This window comes from Empedobacter sp. GD03861, from assembly GCF_029840885.1.
GTDB classification, from domain to species: domain Bacteria; phylum Bacteroidota; class Bacteroidia; order Flavobacteriales; family Weeksellaceae; genus Empedobacter; species Empedobacter falsenii_B.
The window spans coordinates 1-25224 of the sequence record NZ_JAOCDJ010000033.1; the positions used below are offsets into that span (position 1 = coordinate 1).

Here is a 25224-nt window from a genome sequence, read left to right on the forward strand (position 1 = left end):
CTCTTAAGTAATTGGTATGATGGGAAATATTTTTTGATTATTTTTAGATGTGAGATGCGAGATAAGAGATTTTAGACGGGAAAAGCCCGTTTTTACCGCAGAAAATGATTAGACGTTTTGCTTTTCTTGAACAAAAGAAAAGTAAAATGGATACTTTTGAAGGAACGACTCGAGAGAAATTTTACGAAGTAGAATCTATTTATAAATAAAAAAAGCTCGAATAAATCGAGCTTCATATTATTATTCATTTCATAATATTATACGAGATGTTCCAAAATTGTATTTAATTCTTGTAATTCGACCAAGAAACCATCGTGTCCAAAAATAGAATCTATTTCGATAAATTTTGCATTTGAGATATGATTCGCTATAAATTTTTGCTCACTTGGCGGAAATAAAATATCCGAAGAAATTCCAATCACTAAAGTATTCGAAGAAATCTGAGCCAAAGATTTCTCTAAAGACTCTCTCTTTCGAGCCAAATTTTGTGAATCCATCGCTTTCGAAAGTGTCCAATATGAATGTGCATTAAATCGATTTGCTAATTTTTCACCTTGATATTTTTGATAAGAAGACGCTTTGAAATCGTTGTAAACAGAATCCTTGTCTTTTTGCTTCTGTTCATATATAATATAGGTACGATAAGACAACATCGCAATTGTACGCGCCGCAATCAATCCATTTCTTCCTCCATCCTCAATTTTATCGTTAAAAGTTGCATCGGCTTCGATAGCCAAACGCTGCGATTCGTTGAACGCAATTCCCCATGGAGAATGTACCGCATTTGTCGCCAACAAAACCAAATTATCCACTTTAACTTGATCAAGTAACGTAAATTCTAACGCTTGTTGACCACCGAGTGAACCACCTATTAATAAATGAATAGTTGAAATTCCTAAATGATCTGCCAACAATTGGTGCGCATTTGCCATATCTTTTATCGTAATTGTAGGAAAATCTCGATAATAAGGCGAATTTGTTTCAGGATTTGTAGACAACGGATTTGTCGTTCCATAATTAGAACCAATCACATTGGCGCAAATAATAAAATGATCTTTTGGATTGAACAATTCATTTTCTCCAAAAAGACCAGCCCACCAATCAAAAACATCCGAGTTTGCCGTTAAAGCATGACAAACCCAGATGATATTATTTTTTTCGGGATTCAACGTTCCCGCTGTATGATAAGCAATGGTTAAATTTTCGAGAATTTGACCATTTTCTAATTGAAATGGCTTTGTATAATTATATTGATAAAAATTCACTGAATTAATTTATAGCTAATAATACTTTGTTTACTTAATTTTATCAAAAGCTCGCTGAAGATCATTTTTGATATCATCAATATATTCAATTCCGACAGAAAGACGCAATAAACCAGGAAAAACTCCAGCAGATTTTTGTTCATCATCGCTCAGTTGTTGATGAGTTGTTGCAGAAGGATGAATAATTAACGATTTTGCATCGCCAACATTTGCCAAATGACTAATCAATTTTAAACTATCAATAAATTGATTCGCTTTGTCTGCATCACCTTTAATTTGGAATGATAAAACAGCTCCGAAACCATTTTTCAAATATTTTTTTGCCAAATGATGACTTGGAGAAGTAATTAATCCAGGATAATTCACTTTTTCAACTTGCGGATGAAGTTCTAACCAACGCGCAATTTCTAACGTATTGTCCAAATGTTTCTGAACTCTTAACGACAACGTCTCTAAACCTTGTAACAATAAAAAAGAATTGAACGGTGAAATTGCTGGACCAAAATCGCGCAAACCTTCGACGCGGGCACGAATAATAAACTGAATATTACCAAAAGGACCATTCACTCCAAAAACATCGGAAAAAACTAAACCATGATAACCTTCTGATGGTTCAGAAAATTGTGGAAATCTACCATTACCCCAATTATAATTTCCACCATCCACGATAACTCCACCGATAGAAGTTCCGTGTCCACCGATCCATTTTGTTGCAGATTCTACGACAACGTTTGCTCCATGCTCTAAAGGTTTGAAAATATAACCGCCCACACCAAACGTATTATCCACAATAAATGGAATGTTATATTTTTGTGCAATTGCAGCGATTGCTTCAAAATCTGGAACATTAAAACTCGGATTTCCTATCGTTTCTGCATAAATCGCTTTTGTATTTTCATCAATTAATGATTCAATTTTTGTTGGATCTGCATCTTCAGCAAAGCGAACATCAACACCTAAACGCTTAAAACCAACTTTGAATTGATTATATGTTCCGCCATAAAGATTAGAAGCCGAAACAAAATTATCTCCTGATTCTAAAATATTATTTAAAGCAATAAATTGTGCCGCTTGTCCCGATGAAACAGCTAATGCCGCAACACCACCTTCCAGCGCAGCAATACGTTTTTCGAAAACGTCGGTTGTTGGATTCTGAATTCTTGTGTAAATGTTACCAAATTCTTTCAAAGCAAATAAATTTGCTCCGTGTTCGGCATCATTAAATACATAAGAAGATGTTTGATAAATTGGAACAGCGCGAGAGCCTGTTGATGGGTCTACTTCTTGACCTGCGTGTACTTGTAAAGTATCGAAATGTAATTGTTTTTCTGTTGACATAATAAAATTGTTTTGAATGTGACTACGATTAATAAATAGTAGGGTAGGTTAGTTAGCTAAAATTAGCAGCTGCACATTCGAATTTTACTATTGATACAATTATAGATGCTCTGAAGCAGGACGCCGTGTCCAAAAGAATGTTTTTTAGAATTGTACTTCATCTTTAAAAATTATTCATTTCTAACTACACTTTGTAGTTTTATATTTTATGTGAAATTAGAATAATTTTCTAAATAATAAAATTTATAATTAGTTTTTAGAAAATAAATCTATAAAATTGATTTAAAAAGAATATTCATGCCAAAAAGTTAAAAATATTTCTTTCGAAATCTATAAAAAGGATTTAAACAGAATAAAATTTGAAGTAAAAAAGAGAATATTAAGTAGAAAACATAAAAAAAGGAGATCAAAATTGATCTCCTTTTAAGTTTTATGATAAAAAAGTAATTAGTTTGCTAAAACGATTACTTTATTATTGTTCATTTCTATTGTTCCTCCTTTGATATCTAACAATAATGTAGATTCATTAGATGGAGAACTATAAACTTTTCCAGATTGATTATCGAAATCTTCGAAAGTTTTTGTGTGAACTTTAATTTTGATTGTTCCTTCACCTAAAGTTGCAACGATAGGAGCGTGGTTATTTAATAACTGAAATTCACCATCTTTACCTGGTAAAGTAACAGCATCTACTTCTGCATCGAAAACTACGAATTCTGGCGTAATAATTTGTAAGTGCATAATCCTATTGTTTTTAAAAAAAAGAGTACTTAGCAACTTTCAAAAAGAAAAGAAACGTAAGCACTCTTTATATGGTTAAATTATATTATTTAGCTTCTGCTAACATTTTTTCTCCAGCTTCAATCGCTTCTTCGATTGTACCACGTAAGTTGAATGCAGCCTCAGGATATTGGTCAACTTCACCATCTAAGATCATGTTGAATCCTTTGATTGTATCTTTGATGTCTACTAAAACACCTGGAATACCTGTAAACTGTTCTGCAACGTGGAATGGTTGAGATAAGAAACGTTGGATACGACGTGCACGGTGTACAACTAATTTATCCTCTTCTGATAACTCTTCCATACCTAAAATCGCGATGATATCTTGTAAAGCATTGTAACGTTGTAAGATTTCTTTTACACGTTGTGCTGTTTCGTAATGTTCTTTACCAATAATTGCTGGTGATAAGATACGAGATGTAGAGTTCAATGGATCTACCGCTGGGTAAATACCTAATGAAGCAATTTTACGATCTAATACCGTTGTAGCATCTAAGTGCGCGAAAGTCGTAGCTGGCGCAGGGTCAGTTAAATCATCGGCAGGTACATATACTGCTTGTACAGATGTAATAGATCCGTTTTTAGTAGATGTAATACGCTCTTGCATAGCACCCATTTCAGTTGCTAATGTTGGCTGATAACCTACGGCTGATGGCATACGTCCTAATAAGGCAGAAACCTCAGAACCTGCTTGTGTAAAACGGAAGATATTATCTACGAAGAATAATACGTCACGTCCTTGACCTTGTCCATCTCCGTCACGGAAATATTCAGCTAATGTTAAACCTGTTAAAGCAACACGAGCACGTGCACCTGGAGGTTCATTCATTTGTCCGAAAACGAAAGCAGCTTTAGACTCTTTCATGTTTTCGCTGTTTACTTTAGATAAATCCCAAGATCCACCTTCCATAGAGTGCATGAAATCTTCACCGTAATTAATTAATCCAGCTTCAATCATCTCACGCATTAAGTCATTACCTTCACGAGTACGCTCACCAACACCAGCGAATACAGATAAACCTCCGTGTCCTTTAGCGATGTTGTTCATCAACTCCTGAATTAATACTGTTTTACCTACTCCGGCACCACCAAATAAACCAATTTTACCACCTTTTACGTATGGCTCTACTAAGTCAATTACTTTAATCCCTGTAAATAAAACTTCTGCAGATGTTGATAATTCTTCGAATTTTGGAGCTGGACGGTGAATAGGTAAACCATTTTCTTTGTCTAAATTCCCTAAACCATCAATAGCATCTCCAACTACATTAAATACACGTCCTTTGATGTTTTCTCCGATAGGAACCATAATTGGTTTTCCTAAAGCGATAACTTCTTGACCTCTTTGTAAACCATCAGAACTATCCATTGCGATACAACGTACAGTATCTTCACCGATGTGTTGCTCGACTTCAAGAATTAATGTTTCTTTTCCTTGACGAGGAACCTCTAATGCATCATAAATATTTGGAAGGCCTTCTGCGTTATCAAAAATAACGTCAATTACAGGTCCAATAACCTGTGCAATCTTACCTTTCTTTTGATTTGCCATTATATGAAATGATTTAGTTTATTTTATTTGGGTGCAAAGGTAAGTTAAAAACATTGTATAATTTATATACTTTTTAAGATTTTTGTCATAATATTTTGATTAGTAATCAAGAATTTATAATAATTAACTAAATTTTAATCATATTAATCTTTATCAATTCCACCTCCGTACATTTCTTGTACGTTTTTTTGGTAGGCTTTATATATTTCGCTAAACTCTTCTTGTGTAATTGTTTCATTTGATATTTTAGAGAAATAAGGTTTTAATTCTGAATCATCTTTTAGGAAATCAATATTTTTCATTTTATAAATAACAGTAGGTTTATCATCCGATTTTGGTTTAATAAAAACTTCTAATACCAAACCTGGATAACCTAATATTTTTGATGGACCACATTTTGTTTTGATATCCTTAGCATACCAAACTTCTGTAAAATCATTGATTGATTCTAAGGTTAATTTAGTTGCTAAAATTCCGTTGATTGTTTTTGTTTCGCGATGATTTTGCCATCTATTGCTTAGTTTTAATGGAGACTTAACCTTATAGTTTTTATGCTCGATCGTAATATCTTGATAAATGTATTTTTCTGATGGATTTGTAACAATAAAATTAGTTGTGTAATTACCTATAGATTCTACACTATTTGTTTGACCTAATTTTTCTTGTTTTTTATATAAGCACAAATCGTCTTCATTTATTAGTAAAACATGTTCTTTAGGTGTCTCATAGTTACTAATTATTACATCTGAAAGATTCTTTTTAGAACTTTCTGGTAACAAATAAATTTCATCATATTCAACTTTATAATTTTGAGAATAAACGAACACCCCGATAAATAATAAAAGAATATTTTTCATGATTAATTATTTTTTTAGTTCTAAATATTCTTGATAAGTAATTGCATTTGAAAAATCGTATTCACTAATATATGATTGAACTAATTCGCTAGTATTTTCAAATTTTTCAAATTCAAAAAAAACTGTTTTATCTTCATTATACAATTCTAATATAATACCTTTCAATCCATTAATTGCGATTGGTCCATATGGCAATGGTAATTGTTCTGTAAACCAAGCAAAATATTTTTTTTCATTAATAATCTTATACGCCATAAAACATTTGAAATCTCCTATTTGTTTCGTTTCATCTGTCAACATCCATTCGTCATTATTAGGAGTTATAGACATTAATATTTCTTGGTTTTTATTGATATTATTTAAGTAAAACTTATTTTTTTTTCTATCATAATAATTAAACAATCTTTTATTAGCAATAGAATCAATTGTATTACTTGGCTGAACAAGTGTTCCATATTCATCTCTGAAAGGTTTTGTTATAGCTTTATCTAATATTGTATAAAAAAATGATTCATGTTCGTCATAGATTAAAATTGAAGTATTCATTTTTCCATCAACATTTATTTTTTTATAAAATATCTTTCCTTGATTTTGTGAATATGTATAATTAGATATCAAAAAAAATATCAGTATTAAAAAACTTAATTTATTCATCTTTTGATTGTATTATTTTTTATTAAAATGGCAGACAAAAAAGTCTGCCATTAGATATTAATAAATACCTGGTGCAGATTCTTCTTCAGTATTAGGACAAAGTACTTGTACCCATGGAGAACATGTTTTTTCTGTGTAAGTATTTCCATCAGGACCTACAGTAGTTGTAATTGTACATTCTCTCACAAAACATGCGTCAGGTGTCGATTTAGATTCTACAAATTTCTCTTTGTTAATTTTAACTAAAAGATTTGTAGAATTATTAAACTCTGCAATAGAAAAAGAGCTTACCAATAAGGCTCCTAGTAAAATAATTTTCTTCATAATAAATATTTTATATGTTAATAATATTATGAATTTAGTAAATGAATTTAGTAATTCCAAATTTATTTTAATCTTTTTATCTAATAATCAATAAATTAGAACTAACCTTGTTAAAAAATAAAATTGTCAATCGATTTGAAAGCCTTAAATTTGTAGCAAATCATATATTAGTGAACGTTTATCAATCCTTAGAAGAAATCAAACCTATCAAACGTCCCGTCCTTACTTTGGGCATGTTTGATGGTGTACACATTGGACATCAATCTATTCTAAAACAACTCAATACAATTGCAAAGGAAATTGATGGAGAAAGCGTTTTGATTACTTTTAATCCACATCCCAGAATGGTTTTACAGCCAAATTGTGATCTTAAATTTTTGAACACTTTAGAGGAAAAAGAAAATGTTTTACGTCAATTTGGATTAGAACATTTGATTATTCAAGCGTTTACAAAAGATTTTTCACAAGTAACTTCTGTCGAATTTGTCAAAAATTTATTGGTTGATAAAATCAATATTGATACGTTAGTCATTGGTTACGATCATCATTTCGGGAAAAATAGAGAAGGAAATTTCGAGCAATTACAAGTTCTTTCGAAAGAATATGGTTTCAATTTGATTCAATTGCAAGCTGTCGAAGAAAATGATGTGGCGGTGAGTTCTACAAAAATTAGAAATGCACTTATCGAAGGAAATATCGCATATGCGAACAAAGCGTTAAACTATCATTATCCACTTTCTGGAGAAGTTGTTCATGGTGATAAAATTGGGCGTACACTTGGTTTTCCTACCGCTAATTTACAAGTTGATCCTAATAAATTGATTCCAAAAGATGGCGTTTATGCGGTTGATGTTTTTGTAGATAATCAAAAATATTTAGGTTTATTAAGTATCGGATTTCGAGAAACGGTTACCAATTCTCGCGAACATCGAGTAGAAGTGAATATATTGGATTTTGATCGAGAAATTTATGGAGAAACAATTTGCCTTGAATTTTTAGGACATTTGCGAGATGAAAAGAAATTTGACTCGTTAGATGATTTAATCATCGCGATGAATCAAGACAAAGAAAATGCAATAAAATTATATGGAAATAATTAAAAAAAGGTTCGCTAAAAGCGAACCTTTTTTTAATCTCTATTTATTATAATATTTAAATATTTCTTTTTTATTTTTTTCCAAAACTCCCAAAAGCGTTGCATCAACCTTTGGTTCGTTTGTTGTTAAAACAATTTTATCATTTACTTTTTCGAATGTAATGACAAGATTATTCGTTGTACTTTCAAACGAAATTTTATTTTTTGATTTCTTTTGTAATTTAAAATTAGTACGTAGAATATCCGATTTTACTGTAAACTTTAAAGGTTTATAAACAATTGCATATTTGTCAATTTCAGATTTTTTTGGAGAAACATCCATCATCGAAGCTGTTTCTAACGAAGCATTTGCAGCTCGTGTTTCTGCAACAACCGTCATTTTCATCACATCAGAAGTATCTTTCATTTTAGAAACACCCCTAATCACGACACCTGAAGCTTTTCCTGCTAACTTATCCGAAATGACTGAATCTTTTGTATAGCCAAAATTTTGACTATTTGCTTTAGCATATTGACCTTCTTTTTCTATCGAATCTAAAACCTTAGAACGAGCTTCCATTGCTTGCGGTGCTGATAAAGTAACTGGAGCATTTGGAGCGGACGCTTTAGATAATTGAGGAAAATATCCTTTATCATCAATTGCACCAGCAGAATGCCCTTCCATTACTTTATAAACAGGCTGTTTTGTAACTTTATCATTCTTTACTATTTCTAGAGGTTTTTCCAAATCTTTATCTTTCGATTCCAAAACCACTATTTCTTCTTGTTCAGTAGGCGATTGCTCAATAACTGGGACATTTGTTTTGACAATTTCAAGTGAATTTTCTCTATTTTCAGTATTAATATTCTCGATAAAAAGCACAAAGTAAGGAATCGCAATCAACGCGAAAACGGCTGCAGAAAACCATACACTTGAAACAAATTCACGAATAGGTTTCTTTTCCTTTTCCTCATTCTGCAAACCAGATTCAATACGTTTCCACACCAAATCTCTCGGTTTTTCGCCGACAGTTTCGTTACTTCTTGATCGAAATAAATCTTCTATTGGATCGTTTGTGTTCACGATAAATTTGATTTTATATTTTCATTCATACTTAACATATCCTTCAATTTCGTCTTCGCTAAATTAAGTTGCGATTTAGATGTTCCTTCTGTAATGCCCAAACTTTCGGCAATTTCTTTGTGCTTATATCCCTCAATAACGTAAAGGGTAAACACGAGACGACAGCCTTCGGGTAGATAATCGAGGAGTTTCATCACATCATCTTCTTCGATTTGTTGCGAAGCTTCTTGATTAGATGAAATAGAAGAGGAGTAATCGTCTACATTAAGGTGAAAAATTTTATTTTTCCGCAACTCCATCAAACATTCATTAATCATAATTCTTCGCATCCATCCTTCAAAACTTCCTTCGAACGAATAATTTTCAAGATTCTGAAAAATCTTCAAAAAACCTTTTACCAACGCATCTTCCGCTTGTTATATATCGGTAAAATAACGTTTACAAACCGCAAAAAATCGCGCATCATATTTTTCGTAAAGCAGCCGCTGTGCTTTCGAATCATTGTTGATACAAGCTTTTATGAGTTGTTTTTCGTCCAAAATACTTTTTCTTTCTCAGTGTTTAGATGCGAAAATTACGCTTATGGTTGCTTTGATAGCGTAAAATATTTGTTAAAGTTCTGAAAACTTATTCATTAAACATAAAAAAAGTCGCTACAAGAGCGACTTTATATTCATTTTTAATTGAATTTTTTATCCTACTAAATTATGTTTTACTAGATATTCAGCAATTTGAACTGCATTTGTAGCTGCACCTTTGCGTAAATTATCTGCAACAATCCAACAATTTAATGCATTTGGTTGAGATAAATCACGACGTATACGTCCTACAAAAACATCGTCTTTTCCTTCTGAATAGAAAGCCATTGGATAAGTATTTGTGTCTGGATTATCTTGTACTGTTACACCTTCCTGTTCTGCTAATAATTTGCGAACTTCGGCTAAATCAAAATCATTCTCAAATTCAATATTCACCGACTCCGAATGTCCTCCTTGCACAGGAACACGAACCGCAGTAGCAGTGATATTCATTTCGTCCACACGCATAATTTTACGAGGCTCACGCGTTAATTTCAATTCTTCTTTTGTATAACCTGTTTCTTCATCAAAAACATCACAATGAGGCAATGCATTTTTGAAGATTTGATATGGATAAACTTTCGCAACATCACGTCCTTCAATTTCTCCATTCAATTGTTCAACTGCATCTTTACCAGTTCCTGTAACCGATTGATACGTAGAAACAACAACACGTTTAATTCCATATTTTTTATGCAAAGGATTTAACACCATTACCAACTGAATTGTAGAACAGTTAGGATTTGCGATAATTTTATCATTTGTTGTTAAAATATCTGCATTGATTTCTGGTACAATCAACGGACGATCTGGATCCATTCTCCAAGCCGATGAATTGTCAATTACAGTTGTTCCGACTTCTGCAAACTTAGGCGCCCACTGTTTGGAAGTTTCTCCACCTGCTGAAAAGATTGCGATATCAGCTCGCATTTCTACAGCATCCTGCATTGATACAATTTTGTATTCTTTTCCTTTGTATTCAATAGTTTTTCCTATTGATCTTTCTGATGCTACTGGTATAATTTCAGTGATTGGAAAATTTCTTTCTTCCAAAACTTGGAGCATAACTCTGCCGACCATTCCGGTAGCGCCTACGACTGCTATTCTCATTTGTTTATTAAATAATATATTAAAAAATTTCGAATTGCTAATTTACAGATTATTTTGATACATTTTTCTCTATTTCATAGGTTTAGCAATCAATTTGATATGATATATTTTATGTTATGATGTTAATTCAGGTTTTTAAACTTTTCCTCGAATTAAAATTTATAAAACTCTTTTTTATAAGAATTTTGAACACAAAAAAAGTGGAACAAATTGCTCCACTTTTTAAAATATTTTTGAAATAACCTTCAAATTTAGTCTTAAGCAAACTCGTTGTAAGCTGCTTTTAAGTTTTCTGCAATAGCTGCTGCAGAGTGCCCTTCGATGTGGTGACGCTCTAACATATGTACTAATTCACCATCTTTGAATAAAGCAACTGCTGGAGAACTTGGAGGAAATGGAGCAAAAAATTCACGTGCTTTTGCTACAGCATCTTTATCAAATCCTGCGAAAACTGTTGTTAAGTGTGTAGGAACTTTATCATTATCTAATGACATTACAACTCCTGGTCTTGCAGCACCTGCAGCACAACCACAAACACTATTTACCATTACCAAAGTTGTTCCTTCTTGTTTTATTGCTGCTTCTACTTGTTCTGGAGTAGTTAAATCTTCAAAACCATTAGAAGTCAACTGAGCCTTCATTGGCATTACTATTTCTGCTGGATACATATTGTTCTTTTTTTGTTTTAAATAAAAATAAATTATTTTCAAAGTTACATAATTCTAAAACTTTTTAGAATACTTACTTTTGCAGCAACAAATTTACATAGAATTTTGCAATATGAAATTGACTTTTGGTAAGAATGAGAAACTTAAAAGCAGAAAAGCATTCGATGAATTGTTTTCTGATGGAAAAACATTTGTTTCTCATCCGATTAGATTTGTCTACAAAATCAAGCCGAAAGCGGATTACAATATAAGGGTAGGAGTAAGTGTTGGAAAGAAAAAATTTAAATACGCAGTTGACCGAAATTTATTGAAACGCCGTGCTAAAGAAGCTTACAGATTAAATAAATTGTTACTTGAACCTAATGAAAACTATTCGGTTGATTTAGTGATGATTTATACTTCTACAAAACATCAACCTTTTGAAGTAATCGAACAATCTGTCAAAACTTTATTAGAAAAATTAAACGAAGCGATACAAACAAAAAAAGATTAATCCTAGGATTAATCTTTTTCATTTATTATAAGTTGTAAAACTGTTTATTTCTTAAGATTTGTTTGCAATCTGAAAAAACTAAAGTATACAGATACTAAAATTAATCCACAAACCGATGCTCCAATTCCTAAAACGCTACGAAAGTTTTCCTCAGCCATAAAACCAGCTTTATAATCCATCTCATATAGGTTGTAACCTAAACCTATCAACAAAACGATTGTCGCGATATAAATATATGTTTTCATTAGATAATGAATTTTTAAATTTTAATTTCATTCATAAACAATGCACCGATATTTGACGTAAATAATTTGATTGCGATTGACAATAAAATTACTCCAAATACTTTTTTAAGCACCGATAAAACGCCAGGTCCCATCCATTTTTCGAGTTTTCCTGCGAATTTCAGCACCAAATATACGATTAACATATTTAATATAATCGCAATCACAATGTTAATATCTGCAAACTGCGAACGAAGCGAAAGTACAGTTGTCAACGAACCTGCACCCGCAACTAACGGAAACGCAATAGGAACGATGGATGCAGAGTTGGATTCGACTCCTTTCTGGATTTCAATTCCCAAAATCATTTCGATAGCGATGATAAAAATCACAAAAGCTCCAGCAACGGCAAACGACTGAACATCAACACCAACTAATTTCAAAATTTTTGTTCCGAAAAATAAAAACGAAATCATCAAGATTCCTGCTGCGATAGACGCTTTTTCAGACTGAATATGCCCAACTTTGCTTCGAATTCCTACAATAATTGGAATACTTCCTAAGATATCGATAACTGCAAAAAGTACGGCGAAAGTTGTTCCGATTTGATTGAAAGAGAATTTCTGAAAAAATGATATTATATTTTCCATTCGTATTTAGTGATAATTAATTGGTTGATGCAAAAATAAAAGTTTTTATGAACAAATTTTCATAAAAAAGCAAGAAATCAATCTTAATCCAACCAATTCTTAAAATCTGTCACTTTTTCGCGACTCACAATCATATCTTGTTCGTTGTAAGTATTTAAAATTATTTTTAATCTAGAATTAGAATACATTGTAATTTCTTTAATCGAATCGATTTGAATAATTTGACTACGATTAATTCTAAAAAACTTTTTCGGGTCGATTTGTTCTTCCACTTTATCCAACGAAAAATCTACCAAATAATTTCGGTTTTCTTTTGTATGAATATACGTTGCTTTGTTTTCACTAAAAAAACATTCAATATTATCGATTTCTATAATTTTGATTGATGTTCCTATTTTAATCGAAAAACGTTCTTTAAATTTTTCTGTTTGATTATTTGAAAAAAAATTTTTCAATTCATTTAGATTAAAACTTGAAGATGCTTGCTGAAATTGTTTTTCAAATTTTTCAATTGCAAACTTCAATTCCTCTTCATCAACAGGTTTCAACAAATAGTCAACCGAATTTAATTTAAACGCTTTCAATACATATTCGTCATAAGCCGTCGTAAAAATAATCGCAGACGAAACATTAACTTGATTAAAAATCTCAAACGACAAACCGTCTGATAACTGAATATCCAGAAAAATTAAATCTGGATTTGGATTCGTTTTCAACCACGCTACACTTTCTTCTACAGAATGCAACATTTCATGTATTTGATAACCCAATTTTTCTACACGTCGCTTTAATAAACGCGCAGCAGGCTTTTCATCTTCTATAATTAATATTTTCATCTTTTTTTAAGTTAGTTCACGAATCGGTTTTCTCATAAAAATTTTATTCCAAACAAATAATAAAGCAAGTATAATGACAAAAATGATCAATGTTGCGAGATTTGTTTTTGCCATTAAAGCATGAATTGTTGCTGGAACGATAATCGATTTTGTTCGAATCGTTGAAAAGGTTAATACAAAAGAAAAAACAATGCACAATAACATGAAAATTCCAAAACCTCCAAATTGATCGAAATCCTTAAAAATTAATAAATGCCAAACAGCCCAAAATATTCCTGTTATAATACTTTTTATTATCCAAAATATATTTCCTAAAACATCGTTCAAATAACCTCGTCAAGTATATTCTTCCATTATATCATAAAGCAACGTCACAGAAATAAAAATCGCTGCCCACAAATGTTTATTTATTCCATAGCTATTCTCAAATCCATAAATTGAATAACCAATGATTAGTATAAATGGAAAAATCAATGTTTTTAAACTTTCTTTTCCCAAAAGAGAAACTTCTTTTTTAATCTTAGAGAATTTATAGAAAAGTAAACTAATCAAAAAAATAATCAACCCATGATTCATATTCCAAGGCAGTTGAAAATCTACTAAACCTCCAAAAATCAATTGTAAAAAATTAGGACATTTACGAATCAGAAAAGTTCCTATCAATATCAATCCATAAAAAATGATTATTCTAATCCAATTTGTTTGCTTTATTTGACTTATAAAATTCATTTACTGCCACTTTTTATTTTGCTCTTTTTCCAAGATTTCTTTGGCTTTATTTTCTTCCCAACCAGAACCATACGCAAAAACTTTGACAGCATTTAATGCAACTCCCAATCCCCAACCTAAAACTGGCCAATAAAACCACCAATGTCCATTACTTGTAACTAAATTCAGAATAAAAAAGAATAAACTCATTACAACATAAGTTCCTAAATGTGCATAAAACTTTTTCAATTCTTTTGCGCGTTCTATTGCACGTAAATAAGCCTGTTGTTCGTCAAAATTTTGTGTGTTCATAGTTGTATTTTTTTGTGTTAATATGGGAAGTTCTACACGAAATAGTTGTTCATTTTTTTCGATGTTCACTTCTCGGTTAGAAATTAATTGATAACGATTAATAATATTTTTCAGCCCAATTCCTATCGAATCTTTAATGGTTTCTTTTGGTTGGAAAGAATTTTCAATTATCAAATAATTATCTTTTTTATAAATTTTAATTTTCAAAGGTTTTTGATCAGATACAATATTGTGTTTGATTGTATTTTCTAATAAAATCTGCAAAGAAAGTGGCACAATAAATTCGGTTTCAGAGAAAGTTATTTGTTCAATTTCGAAATCGATGCTATTTTCAAATCTTAATTTTAGAAGGTTGACATAGGTTTTTGCAAAATTTATTTCTTCTTGAATCGACACAACTTCTTTGTCTTTTTGTTCTAAAACATATCGATAAATCTTAGAAAGCGATGTTGTAAAATCTATCGCATTATCTGGATTTTCTTCAATCAAACCAGTTAAAACATTCAAACTATTGAATAAAAAATGTGGGTCTAATTGACTTTTTAAGGTTTCGAATTGTGCAGTTGCTGTTTCTGCTTTTGTTGATTCGATAACAATTTTACGTTCTAATTTATTTTTCTTTCGATCGATAATAAAGAATAAAAACAAAAAGAAAACCGTGATAACTGCAACTAAAAGATAATTGATCGATTGATCGTAAAAAATATATTTCTGCAAAAGGAGATTCGCAAACTCCACGAATACATAATACAATACCAACGTATAAATAATAGAACGTAAAAAATACTTTCTTAAAACTTTTTCTGGTTTAGGCGAATCTGGTACATCTATTCTATATTCATTAAAAATGCTTGTATTCACAAAAGATGCTGCAACACTGAACGAAAAATATCCGATAAAATATTTGATAGCTTCTGGATGAAAAAATTGATTGAATGATACATTTGGAGATGTAAAAAATATCACGCTATAAATCAAAACATTGATTACAAATAGAATCAAAATATTACGAACAATTAACTTTTTGTCAGAAACAATAATTCCTTCTAAGAATTTTAAAAAGACCAACCCTAAAGCAACAAATTTTAGAAAGTTTCCTGTTAACAAGCCTACTTCTACACCTAAATCAAAATTTGAATTATTTTGAAAATTAATTGTACTAAAATCAAATACATATACTAAAATTGCAAATGAAAATACAAATGAAAATAATCTCAAATATCCTTTATAATACTTATCCATATCAAGCAATCAAATTAATTAACCAAAAAATAATTTCGTGAATAAATTGTGCAACTAAAGCTATCATTATAGTACGTTTTTACATTCGTTATTCAACAAGGCTTCGGCACGATTTTTTCCCCATATCGGTTCATTATTTTTTGGCTTTTCAGCATTAAATAAAGCTAAAGATTTTTTTACATTTTTACAATCTTGTGTAATATCCATTCCTCTATATTTTGCAGCATTGATATTAAACTCAGCCAAACCTAAAACAGAACGCGGATTAGTTGGATTTAACATCAACGATTTTTGATAGATTTGTACTACTTCTGGATAATAAATTGCTCCATTTTGCATTGGATTCTGCACAATTTCTGCTGTTAAATACAAGGCTTTCAAATTGAGAATTTCTACATTTAATGGATTATTTCTGACTAAATCATCGATTTGAGTTTTTACATTCAAAAGAATTTCTTCATTTTTAGCAATATCTTTTGATTCGAACGTTTTCAAAACTTCAGAAAAAGTCAAGTAATATTTTGGTAACCATTCATTTGGATAATCATTTATTAATTGCTTAAAATTAGCTTCAGAAGAATGATTTCCTTTGTTCCATTCCGTTAAAGTTTTATTCATATCTGATTCAAAATTCTTTTGTGCAAAAGTTGATACAGTGAATAAAATTGCGATTGTTAAGAAAACTGTTTTTATCATTTATGTTTTTTTATTTGTTGAGTCAAAGTTCTTACAAACACTTCTTGTTTGAAATTATATGTTACCGAATTGTCAATTTTTGAGGATGAGTTGTAAGGACAAAAATAAAAGGGACAACTCAAAACTGAGATTGTCCCTTTTACTATCTAAAAAACTTGAAATTTATTTTCGTAATAATTCTTCGGAAATATTTTGCGTAGCTTCGAAAACTTCTTCTAAATTTTGATGCAAACCACCAAAGGCATATTTAGCTTGTCGTGCGTTGTTCAGCAACAATTTCCATTGTTCTACGGCTAATTCACTAACACCATTTTCGATCAATTTATTTGCAATCACCTCGTCAGAAAAATGAGCTAAATCTGTATTCGTTTTTAATAGCGCAGCATTACACAAAATATTTTCTTGTAATTGATAAAAATCTTTTTGGTCTTCAACGTTTATTTTTTGCTTCAATTCATCTAATTCAGCAGAAATTTGACTCGAATTTATCGTTGGTTTTTCAACCAAAGTAAACTTTTGGGTTTCTGTTTTTGGTTGGTATGATTCAAAATTATTTTGCTCGTTAAGAGGTTTTATTTTTGGTTCAATTTTTTGTTTTTGTGTCGGGTTATTTTTCTTTCTCATCAAAAATAAACTTCCAGCACTCAATGCAATTACACCACCAGTTAACCACAACCAACCGCTTTTTCCTTCTTTCACATCGTTCGTCATTTCTTCTATTTTATCAGAAATTGTCGAATCTGGTGAATTAGAAGCCACAGCCGTTGCAGAAGAAGTTTTAGAACCTGAAACAGACAAATTAATCGAATCTGATTTCAAGGTTACATATTTCTCTTTAACAGGATCGAAATAACAAAATTCTACAGGCGAAATCGTATATTCTCCTCCAAAATTTGGGACAAGAACTGTTTGCTCAGCAACTTTTCCTTTCATTCCTGTATCATAGGTTTTATATGCATCGCGTTTTTTCGGTGCGAATTTTTCTAAATTTTTTGGCGTCGTAATTTCAGGTAAATTAATCGTATTAAAGTTTCCTGTTCCAATAATTTCAACATCAAAATTTACACTTTCATTGGTTGCAACTTCTTTTTTATCAACCGAAGCGTTCATTTTAAATTGACCAACTGCACCGCTAAAATTCTTTGGCTTTCCTTCTTCTGGAAGTGCTTTTGCATTAATCACAACTGGATTACTACGCACTTCTACAGGCTCCGCTCCATACGTTGTTGGCAACACCACATCTACCGAAAACGGATCGATTTCTATCTTTCCTGGTTTTTGAGGAAAAACATAATAACGTGCAATTTCTTCGGAGAAATATTGTTTTCCTCCAACAATTTCTTGCTTGATATTTTCGGGAGAGCTTTTTACAATTTTTGGGCTTAATCCGTCTAAATTTCCTTGACGAAAGTTTTGTTTACGATTAAGATAAGATAAATCTTTTACGTATAATTTTACTGATAAACCAACTTGTTCGTTCACATAAGGATTCGTTTTCGAAACTTTACTTTGTAGAAAAACAGGCTGCGAAGTATTACTTCTAAAATTATTGTGCGTCAATCCTGTTCCTTTCACTACAACATCGACAGGTTTTGATGTATAGGTTTTTCCATTAATCACAATCTTAGCAGCTCCAATGCGATATTTACCCTCTTTTTCAGCAACAAAAGCAAGGATAATTCCTTCTTCTATCACTCCTTTTCCATTCACATAAGAAACATTTTGCGAGTGTTGTTCACCTACAATTTGTAATCCATTATGTGGAGGATATTTCATTGGTTGATCAATCGAATAACTATCTGTATTAGATTCGATAAAAAAGCCCACGCTAAATGCTTCTCCTAAACTGACCTGTGTTTTATCTGCATCAGATTTAAAAGAAATTTGTTGTGCTAACGCTGTGATAGACGTTAAGGCAAACACTAAAAAGCTATTTAAAACGCTTGTCGTTGTCATTACCAATCCTTAGATGTTGTTGTTCGTTGTTTTTCTGCTTTTTGTTGAATAATTTTTCGTTGGGTTTTGGCTTCCTGATTTTGCAATGCTTTTAGCAAACCGTCTCCCAAATTATTCTTTGCATTATCTTGTTCTTTTCCGTCTCCATTATTTCCTTGTTTGATTTCTGGAGATTGATTATTTCCTTGTCCTTTATTGTTTCCATTTTCACCACCAACTTTCGGGTTTCCTCCTTGATTTTGCTGTTTCTGCTGATCAGATTGTTGTTGTTGAGATTGATTCTGATTCTGATTTTGCTTTTGGTTATTTTGGTTTTGTTGATTCTGTTTATTTTGCTGCTGTTGTTGTTTTTGCTGATTATTTTGATCTTGTTTGTTTTGATCTTTATTATCCTTATTATTTTGATCTTTTTGTTTCTCACGTTCTTTTTCTAACATTTTTTTTGCTAATGCATAGTTGTAACGTGTTGCATCATCTTTTGGATCATTTCGTAAGGCTTGTTTGTAATTATCAACAGCATTTTGATAATCTTTTTCCTGCATAAAAGCATTTCCTAAATTGTGATAAGCCAAATGTTTATCATTATTCGTTTTAGATACTTCAGCAGAACGTTTGTAATGCGCTATACTTTCTTTGTAACGTTTTTGTTGAAATAAAGCATTTCCTAAATTGTAATTTGCTTTGACAGAAGTTGGATCTTCCATGGTAGCTTTCTTGTAGGCAACTTCTGCATTATCAAATTTTCCTTTTTGATAATACTCGTTTCCTTCAATAATGTAGCTTTTCGCTTTCGATTGACTATAACCAAAAACGGATAAAAGCATTATTCCTAAAAATCCTATTTGTTTTAAAAAGTACATCATTTTACCATACAAACTTACTATTTCTTTTTGTTAAAAATCTTATATTCAGATGTTAATAATTCCACAAAAAGTAAACAAACCGCAACCGCTAAAAACCACTGATAAATATGATTCATATCTCTTGTTGTAGAGTTAGCAATTTCGTTTTTATCTAATCGGGCTTTATACATTGATAATGCGGATAATGCATCTTGCGTATTATCCAAATGAATGTAAGTTCCGTTTGTATCTTGTGCCAATTCACGAAGATTTTTATCTTCTAATTTTGTAATAACTATAGAACCTGTTTCGTCCTTTTTATAGTCTTCGGCGTAGCCATTGTAATACATCGGAATTGGAGCTCCTTTATCTGTTCCAACACCAACTGATACAATATGAATTCCGTTATCTTTTGCTATTTTAGAAGCTTGATTAACTGTATTTTCGTTGTCTTCTCCATCCGAAATTAGTACAATTAATTTACTTGTATTCGCCGATCCTTTGAATGTTTTTGCAGCTTCCTGAATCGCATTTAAGTAATTTGTTCCTTGACTCGAAATTAACTCAGTATTAACATTTTGCAAATAACTTTCGATTGCAGCATAATCATTTGTCAATGGAGAAATGGTATAAGCATTCGCCGCAAACGCAACCAAAGAAGCTCGATCTCCACCTAATTGATGTAATGTTTCTGTGATTAATTTTGTTGCTTTTTCTAATCGAGAAGGAGCAACATCTTGCGCATTCATCGAACTTGATAAATCTAACAAGAAAACCATATCAATTCCTTCGCGCTTTACTTGCACATCTCGTTCACCATAAAGTGGATCCATCAATGCAATCACCATTAAAAATAAAGCCACACAAAATGCAATGATTTTGAAGCCATAACGCTTTGAAGATGTGATTGGAAAAACAAATGGAAATAATTCTTTATCTGCAAATGTTTTCTTTACACGTTCGCGCCATTGAAATACTGTTATCGATAGAAAAATAACGACAAACAATAAAATCATCAACCAAATATTATGTAATTCTCCCCACTGCATTAGATTAATTCTTTAAAAACGGTTCTTCGTAAAATGGCTTCTAATACCAAAAGGATGAATGCAGGCAATAAGAATCGTGCAAACAATTCGGTATAATTATAATATTTGACTTCGTTAATTTCTGTTTTTTCAAGTTTGTCAATTTCGTCATAAATGTTTTTCAAACTTTCATTGTTTGTTGCACGGAAATATAAACCTCCCGTTTTATCTGCAACTTCTTCTAACAATTTTTCGTCAATTTGTACAGGACGCATCTCAAAAACATAATCACCTAACATATCGTAACCAACAGGCATAGGTGCCATTCCGTTTGTTCCAATACCAATTGTATACACTTTTATTCCTTTCTCTGCTGCAATATCAGCGGCTTGTCTTGGCGAAACATACATCAAATCTCCAGAAGGATTTACACTTTCAACACCATCTGTAATCAAAATAACTACTTTAGATTTTGCCTTACTATTTTTGAGATGATTAACAGCTGTTGCTAAACCAACTCCAATTGCTGTTCCATCAGCCAAACTACCTGAATGTAACATTTCAATTTCTTGCGTCAAAACATCACGATCTGTTGTTAATGGAACACGTGTCAAAGCTTCTCCAGAATATTCGACCAAACCAACTCTGTCCGTTTTTCTTCCAAGTGAAAAGTCTTTTGCAACTTCTTTTAACGCAGTTAAACGATCTGGTTTCAAATCGCGTGCTAACATACTCAACGAAGTATCTACAGTCAATAAAATATCAACTCCTTCGTCCGATTTTACTTTTGTTGTAACATCTACATAACGCGGACGAGCCAAGGCAACAATGCACAAAGCCATTGCGATAATTCGCATCAAAAATAAAAGTGGTTTGTACGTCGCTAACGAACTTTTTGCACCTCCAAATGCTTTGAGCGAAGGTAATTTTAAGGATGCTTTTTTCTGGCTCGTTTTGCGAATTTCTCTGAAAATAAAGAAAGGCAAAGCAAGCAATAAGAGTAAGATCCAAGGATTTTGAAACTCAAAATTTAGCATTCCTAATTGTTATTAAACTGTTTATATTTTTCTCCCGTCACTTGATCTTTTTTCAAATCTTCGTTCTCCGGAATTTCTAATGGTTTTACACGATCTACAAATTCATCTACCCAATTTCGGTGCGAAATATTTGTTGGTTCATCAAATTCTTGTTTTGCGAATTTTACCAAATCAGCATCGAACAAAAATTGTTTAAATTTCTGCACATCTTCTGGTAAAACATCTGGTTTTGTCGCAACATATTTTACCAAATCATCCGACAAAATTTCTAATGCCGAAAAGTTATAAATACGTCCTAAATATCGTCTTACAATAAATGATAATTGCGTGTAATATTCTTTTTGTTCACCACGTTTCAAATATTTCTTAGCATCCAAGGCTTTCAGACTTGCTTTCGCTTCGTCATAAGGCGTTTTGTACGAATCTTTGCCAGATAATTTCGATTTTGCGCGAACATATAATACAACCAAAACAATTCCGATGATAAATAAAATCAACGCAATAATGCCGTACAACCAATATTTATTCCAATAATCTCCAATAGAATATTCTTCTTCCATCACAGGTTTTATCGGGAAAATTGCATTTTTCGTTGTATCAATTGCAATATCTTGAATATCAATTTCGAGTTGTTTTGTTGTTAAATCTTTTCCATTTTTCTGAATGATAAATGATGGAATATTAAATTTCCCTGCATCATATCCAGTCAATTCTAAATGTTGAACAATTTCAGATTTTCCATCCGTTTTTACCGTGTCAATTTTTTGACCTAAAACTTCGATGTGATGATTAATTGAATCTGAAATCGTAGGAAATACAACTTTATCTCCTTCTTTGTAATCAATTTTTACTTCATATTGGATTGGCTCGCCAATTTTGATTGTCGTGCGATCTAATTTTGGCGTAATTTCTTGCGCAAACGAAAATTGAAGGATAAAAAAACTTACTAAAAGCAATAAATTCTTCATTAGGCTTTATGACTTTTAAAGTAGTTTAACAATGGGCGAACATAATCTTCGTCGGTACGAATACTGATTGCGCCTGAATGATTTTTCTTGAAAATAGATTGATAACGTTGATCTAAATCACGATAATATTGCGCATATTGTTGACGCAATTTCTTCGATGAAGTATCTATCAAGCGGATTTCGCCTGTTTCGTTATCTTGCACATGAACCAAACCTACATCTGGAAAAGATTGTTCTTTTTCATCATAAACTCTAATTCCAGTCACATCATGTTTTTTTGCTACGATTCGCAACGCTTTTTCATAATCAGACGAATCAATAAAATCTGAAAGAATAAAAACATTTGATTTTCGGCGAACCAAATTCATAAATGTTTCCAAAGTCTCTGCTAAATCAGTTTTCTTACTTTTTGGCTCATACGAAACAATTTCTCTCACCAAACGCAACACATGTTGTTTTCCTTTTTTGGGTGGAATAAATTTCTCCACTTGATCCGAATATAATATCAAACCAACTTTATCATTATAAGTAATTGCCGAAAAAGCCAATGTAGCGCTCAATTCAGCAATTGTTTCCATTTTAATTTGTTTTCGTGTTCCAAAGTTTTCAGAATTCGAAACATCAACCAATAAAAACATGGTTAATTCTCGTTCTTCTTCAAAAACTTTTACATAAGGTTCGCTGTATCGAGCCGTTTTATTCCAGTCGATATTACGAACGTCATCACCGTATTGATAAGGACGAATTTCACTAAAAATCATACCTCTTCCTTTGAATGAACTGTGATATTCACCCATAAAAAGGTTGCTCGCTTTGCGCTTGCTTTTTAGCTCAATACGTTTTACACGTTTGATGATTTCTTTTGCATCCAAAGTTTAAATGATTTTGAATAGTGGTTTAAGGAACTGGAACAACATTAAGAATATTGTCGATAATTTCTTCTGGCGTAACATTTTCTGCTTCTGCTTCGTAGCTAATTCCGATACGATGACGCAACACATCTTTTGCCATTGCACGCACATCATCTGGAATAACATAAGCGCGTTTACGTAAAAATGCATACACTTTAGAAGCTTGTGCCAAATTGATTGATCCACGAGGTGAAGAACCAAACGAAATCATTGGAACCAATTTTTCTAATCCAACTTTTTCTGGAAAACGAGTTGCGAAAATAATATCCAAAATATATTTTTCAATTTTTTCGTCCATATAAACTTGTTTCACCATTTCGCGCGCATCCAACAATTCTTGAATAGAAATTACTTTCTCAATTTTTGGAAAAGATTGATTAATCGAATTTCTTAAAATCAAACGTTCTGCTTCAAATTCCGGATAAGTAATTACAGTTTTCAACATAAAACGGTCAACTTGCGCTTCTGGCAAAGGATAAGTTCCTTCTTGTTCCACTGGATTTTGAGTTGCCAAAACCAAGAAAGGTTTTTGTAACGGATACGTTTCATCACCAATTGTTACTTGACGCTCTTGCATTGCTTCTAACAAGGCAGATTGTACTTTTGCAGGCGAACGGTTAATCTCATCAGCTAAAACAAAATTGGCGAATATTGGTCCTTTTTTGATTCTAAAATCGTTTTCTTTTACATTGTAAATAAGTGTCCCTACAACATCGGCAGGTAACAAATCTGGTGTAAATTGTATACGAGAAAAAGATCCATCAACAGCATCAGATAGTGTTTTAATCGCTAATGTTTTTGCTAATCCAGGAACACCTTCTAATAAAACGTGTCCATTTCCAAGTAATCCAATTAATAGACTTTCAATCATTTTTTCTTGTCCAATAATCGCTTTATTGATTTCCGATGTCAACCTTGCAATACTTTCGCTTTTTGCTTCTATTTGTTGGTTTAGTTGTTGTATATCCAAAATTTCTTTGAAATTAATGTTTATATTATTGATTCAAATTTCCTCTAAAATTAACAAATACAATTGATTTAGAAATTAAAACTTTCATACAATATTGTTAAACTTTGTTAAGACAAAAGTAGTGTACCAAACGTTTTGATTGTTATTTTCAGTAAAATTTTTCCAAGACTTACAAACTATTTATAAACCATAATCGTTTCTAAACAATATTTCTTTAAATCATTATACAATAACTATTTAAAGAATATTTATATTTTTACTGAAAAACAATACTGTATGAAGAATTATTTACTGATGATTTGCTTTATAACAAGCATTTTAACTTTTGCTCAAAAGATTCAGGTTGTATCTGGAAACACTGATTTTTTAAAAGATCAAAAAGAAATTAATGTTCAACTATTATTTGATGATGTTAAATTTTATGATGAAAATAAAACTGAAACTGAATATTTAGAGAAACGTGAAAAAGATGTTTTAAATAATCCGAAAAGAGGAGAAAATTATTGGAAACAATGGCTTGCAGATTGGAATGAAAATAGAAATGTTACTTTTTTGGATAAATTTATAAAAGGAACTACTAAATCTAAAAAATTAAATTTTGTAAAAAATCCAGCTGCAAAATATACTTTGATTATCAATTCTGAATGGATTTATCCTGGTTATCATGCTGGTATAGCTATTGAACCAGCAAAACTAAGCACAACTTTAAATTTTGTTGAAACTGCAAATCCTTCTAACATTTTACTTTCTATAAAATCGGATAAAGTAAAAGGAACTTCGGGTAAAAATGATTTTGTTATGGAATACGGTCGAATTGCTTCTGCTTACGAATCAACTGGAAAATTATTAGGAAAAGAATTGAAATAATTTTTCAAAAAAATACATCAAAATCCATTCGATAAAGAATGGATTTTTTTATTCAATAAATTTGACAACTTTGTTAAAAAATTTAATAAATCCTTGATTTCACCGATACTTAACACTCGTTTACCTCAATATTTTTGACGTCTTTTTTTTGTGTTGCAACTTTGTTTCAAGAAAAATGAAAAGAATATAATTCTAA

Annotated in this window: 28 protein-coding genes; 3 read left to right on the forward strand and 25 right to left on the reverse strand. The window is 31.4% G+C overall.

All coding sequences use genetic code 11. From position 1 onward, the window contains the following. Positions 1–257: 257 nt before the first annotated feature. From metX to N5D03_RS12085, 7 genes are all read right to left on the reverse strand, one after another. Positions 258–1265 carry a homoserine O-acetyltransferase gene (metX, locus tag N5D03_RS12055; protein ID WP_280051803.1) on the reverse strand — a complete coding sequence of 336 codons (1008 nt, stop codon included), beginning with the start codon at positions 1263–1265 and terminating at the stop codon, positions 258–260. A 30-nt stretch (positions 1266–1295) separates the two neighbouring features. Beyond that, complete coding sequence (locus N5D03_RS12060; protein ID WP_280051804.1) at positions 1296–2603, reverse strand: O-acetylhomoserine aminocarboxypropyltransferase/cysteine synthase; 1308 nt, start codon at positions 2601–2603, stop codon at positions 1296–1298. Positions 2604–3050: 447 nt separating this feature from the next. Then, on the reverse strand, positions 3051–3344 hold the full coding sequence (locus N5D03_RS12065; protein WP_038336143.1) for a F0F1 ATP synthase subunit epsilon: 294 nt from the start codon (positions 3342–3344) through the stop codon (positions 3051–3053). Positions 3345–3429: 85 nt separating this feature from the next. Beyond that, positions 3430–4938: a F0F1 ATP synthase subunit beta gene (gene atpD, locus N5D03_RS12070; protein WP_114998651.1), complete on the reverse strand. Its 1509-nt coding sequence runs from the start codon at positions 4936–4938 to the stop codon at positions 3430–3432. A 143-nt stretch (positions 4939–5081) separates the two neighbouring features. Continuing rightward, positions 5082–5795 (reverse strand): GLPGLI family protein, encoded by a 714-nt coding sequence (locus N5D03_RS12075; RefSeq protein WP_230477402.1) that lies wholly within the window; start codon positions 5793–5795, stop codon positions 5082–5084. A 6-nt stretch (positions 5796–5801) separates the two neighbouring features. Then, positions 5802–6449, reverse strand: a complete 648-nt coding sequence (locus N5D03_RS12080) for a GLPGLI family protein (RefSeq protein ID WP_280051805.1) — start codon at positions 6447–6449, stop codon at positions 5802–5804. A 57-nt stretch (positions 6450–6506) separates the two neighbouring features. Continuing rightward, a complete protein-coding gene (locus tag N5D03_RS12085) occupies positions 6507–6773 on the reverse strand; it encodes a hypothetical protein (RefSeq protein ID WP_280051807.1) in 267 nt (88 codons plus the stop codon). Between the two features lie 170 nt (positions 6774–6943). Between N5D03_RS12085 and N5D03_RS12090 the strand changes: the two genes are divergently transcribed. Next, positions 6944–7873 (forward strand): bifunctional riboflavin kinase/FAD synthetase, encoded by a 930-nt coding sequence (locus tag N5D03_RS12090; RefSeq protein ID WP_125350580.1) that lies wholly within the window; start codon positions 6944–6946, stop codon positions 7871–7873. A gap of 36 nt (positions 7874–7909) precedes the next feature. Here the strand turns inward: N5D03_RS12090 and N5D03_RS12095 are convergent, their stop codons facing one another. From N5D03_RS12095 to N5D03_RS12110, 4 genes are all read right to left on the reverse strand, one after another. Further along, on the reverse strand, positions 7910–8932 hold the full coding sequence (locus N5D03_RS12095) for a hypothetical protein (protein WP_280051808.1): 1023 nt from the start codon (positions 8930–8932) through the stop codon (positions 7910–7912). Beyond that, positions 8929–9333, reverse strand: a complete 405-nt coding sequence (locus tag N5D03_RS12100) for a sigma-70 family RNA polymerase sigma factor (protein ID WP_280051809.1) — start codon at positions 9331–9333, stop codon at positions 8929–8931. Before N5D03_RS12100 ends, N5D03_RS12095 begins: the two co-directional genes overlap by 4 nt. 291 nt (positions 9334–9624) lie before the next feature. Beyond that, complete coding sequence (locus tag N5D03_RS12105; RefSeq protein WP_038336152.1) at positions 9625–10620, reverse strand: aspartate-semialdehyde dehydrogenase; 996 nt, start codon at positions 10618–10620, stop codon at positions 9625–9627. Positions 10621–10877: 257 nt separating this feature from the next. Continuing rightward, on the reverse strand, positions 10878–11288 hold the full coding sequence (locus tag N5D03_RS12110) for a BrxA/BrxB family bacilliredoxin (protein ID WP_038336154.1): 411 nt from the start codon (positions 11286–11288) through the stop codon (positions 10878–10880). Between the two features lie 112 nt (positions 11289–11400). Between N5D03_RS12110 and rnpA the strand changes: the two genes are divergently transcribed. Further along, entirely contained in the window at positions 11401–11781 is a 381-nt protein-coding gene (gene rnpA / locus N5D03_RS12115) for a ribonuclease P protein component (protein WP_038336156.1), read from the forward strand. A 44-nt stretch (positions 11782–11825) separates the two neighbouring features. Here the strand turns inward: rnpA and N5D03_RS12120 are convergent, their stop codons facing one another. The 14 genes from N5D03_RS12120 to N5D03_RS12185 form a co-directional block, all read right to left on the reverse strand. Further along, positions 11826–12026, reverse strand: a complete 201-nt coding sequence (locus tag N5D03_RS12120) for a hypothetical protein (protein ID WP_038336158.1) — start codon at positions 12024–12026, stop codon at positions 11826–11828. Positions 12027–12040: 14 nt separating this feature from the next. Next, entirely contained in the window at positions 12041–12655 is a 615-nt protein-coding gene (locus tag N5D03_RS12125; RefSeq protein WP_114998639.1) for a MarC family protein, read from the reverse strand. An 83-nt stretch (positions 12656–12738) separates the two neighbouring features. Continuing rightward, positions 12739–13491 carry a LytTR family DNA-binding domain-containing protein gene (locus N5D03_RS12130; protein ID WP_114998638.1) on the reverse strand — a complete coding sequence of 251 codons (753 nt, stop codon included), beginning with the start codon at positions 13489–13491 and terminating at the stop codon, positions 12739–12741. Positions 13492–13497: 6 nt separating this feature from the next. After that, on the reverse strand, positions 13498–13818 hold the full coding sequence (locus N5D03_RS12135) for a CPBP family glutamic-type intramembrane protease (RefSeq protein WP_280051810.1): 321 nt from the start codon (positions 13816–13818) through the stop codon (positions 13498–13500). A gap of 9 nt (positions 13819–13827) precedes the next feature. After that, entirely contained in the window at positions 13828–14220 is a 393-nt protein-coding gene (locus tag N5D03_RS12140) for a hypothetical protein (RefSeq protein ID WP_280051811.1), read from the reverse strand. Beyond that, entirely contained in the window at positions 14221–15753 is a 1533-nt protein-coding gene (locus N5D03_RS12145; RefSeq protein WP_280051812.1) for a histidine kinase, read from the reverse strand. A 66-nt stretch (positions 15754–15819) separates the two neighbouring features. Then, complete coding sequence (locus N5D03_RS12150; RefSeq protein WP_280051813.1) at positions 15820–16449, reverse strand: hypothetical protein; 630 nt, start codon at positions 16447–16449, stop codon at positions 15820–15822. A 162-nt stretch (positions 16450–16611) separates the two neighbouring features. Beyond that, positions 16612–18405, reverse strand: a complete 1794-nt coding sequence (locus tag N5D03_RS12155; protein ID WP_280051814.1) for a BatD family protein — start codon at positions 18403–18405, stop codon at positions 16612–16614. Beyond that, positions 18405–19268 (reverse strand): tetratricopeptide repeat protein, encoded by an 864-nt coding sequence (locus N5D03_RS12160; RefSeq protein ID WP_219034074.1) that lies wholly within the window; start codon positions 19266–19268, stop codon positions 18405–18407. The genes N5D03_RS12155 and N5D03_RS12160 overlap by 1 nt, the downstream gene beginning before the upstream one ends. A gap of 17 nt (positions 19269–19285) precedes the next feature. Beyond that, a complete protein-coding gene (locus N5D03_RS12165) occupies positions 19286–20296 on the reverse strand; it encodes a VWA domain-containing protein (protein ID WP_280051815.1) in 1011 nt (336 codons plus the stop codon). Then, positions 20296–21312, reverse strand: coding sequence for a VWA domain-containing protein (locus N5D03_RS12170; RefSeq protein WP_280051816.1), 1017 nt, complete (start codon positions 21310–21312; stop codon positions 20296–20298). The genes N5D03_RS12165 and N5D03_RS12170 overlap by 1 nt, the downstream gene beginning before the upstream one ends. Before the next feature lie 2 nt (positions 21313–21314). Next, positions 21315–22280, reverse strand: coding sequence for a BatD family protein (locus N5D03_RS12175; RefSeq protein WP_280051817.1), 966 nt, complete (start codon positions 22278–22280; stop codon positions 21315–21317). Beyond that, the gene (locus N5D03_RS12180; protein ID WP_125350567.1) at positions 22280–23152 is read right to left on the reverse strand and encodes a DUF58 domain-containing protein; all 873 of its coding nucleotides are present in this window, start codon (positions 23150–23152) and stop codon (positions 22280–22282) included. The genes N5D03_RS12175 and N5D03_RS12180 overlap by 1 nt, the downstream gene beginning before the upstream one ends. 25 nt (positions 23153–23177) lie before the next feature. Beyond that, positions 23178–24161, reverse strand: a complete 984-nt coding sequence (locus N5D03_RS12185) for a MoxR family ATPase (protein WP_125350566.1) — start codon at positions 24159–24161, stop codon at positions 23178–23180. A gap of 276 nt (positions 24162–24437) precedes the next feature. Here N5D03_RS12185 and N5D03_RS12190 point away from each other — a divergent pair, with 276 nt between their 5' ends. Then, complete coding sequence (locus N5D03_RS12190) at positions 24438–25028, forward strand: hypothetical protein (protein WP_221855673.1); 591 nt, start codon at positions 24438–24440, stop codon at positions 25026–25028. Positions 25029–25224: the final 196 nt, after the last annotated feature.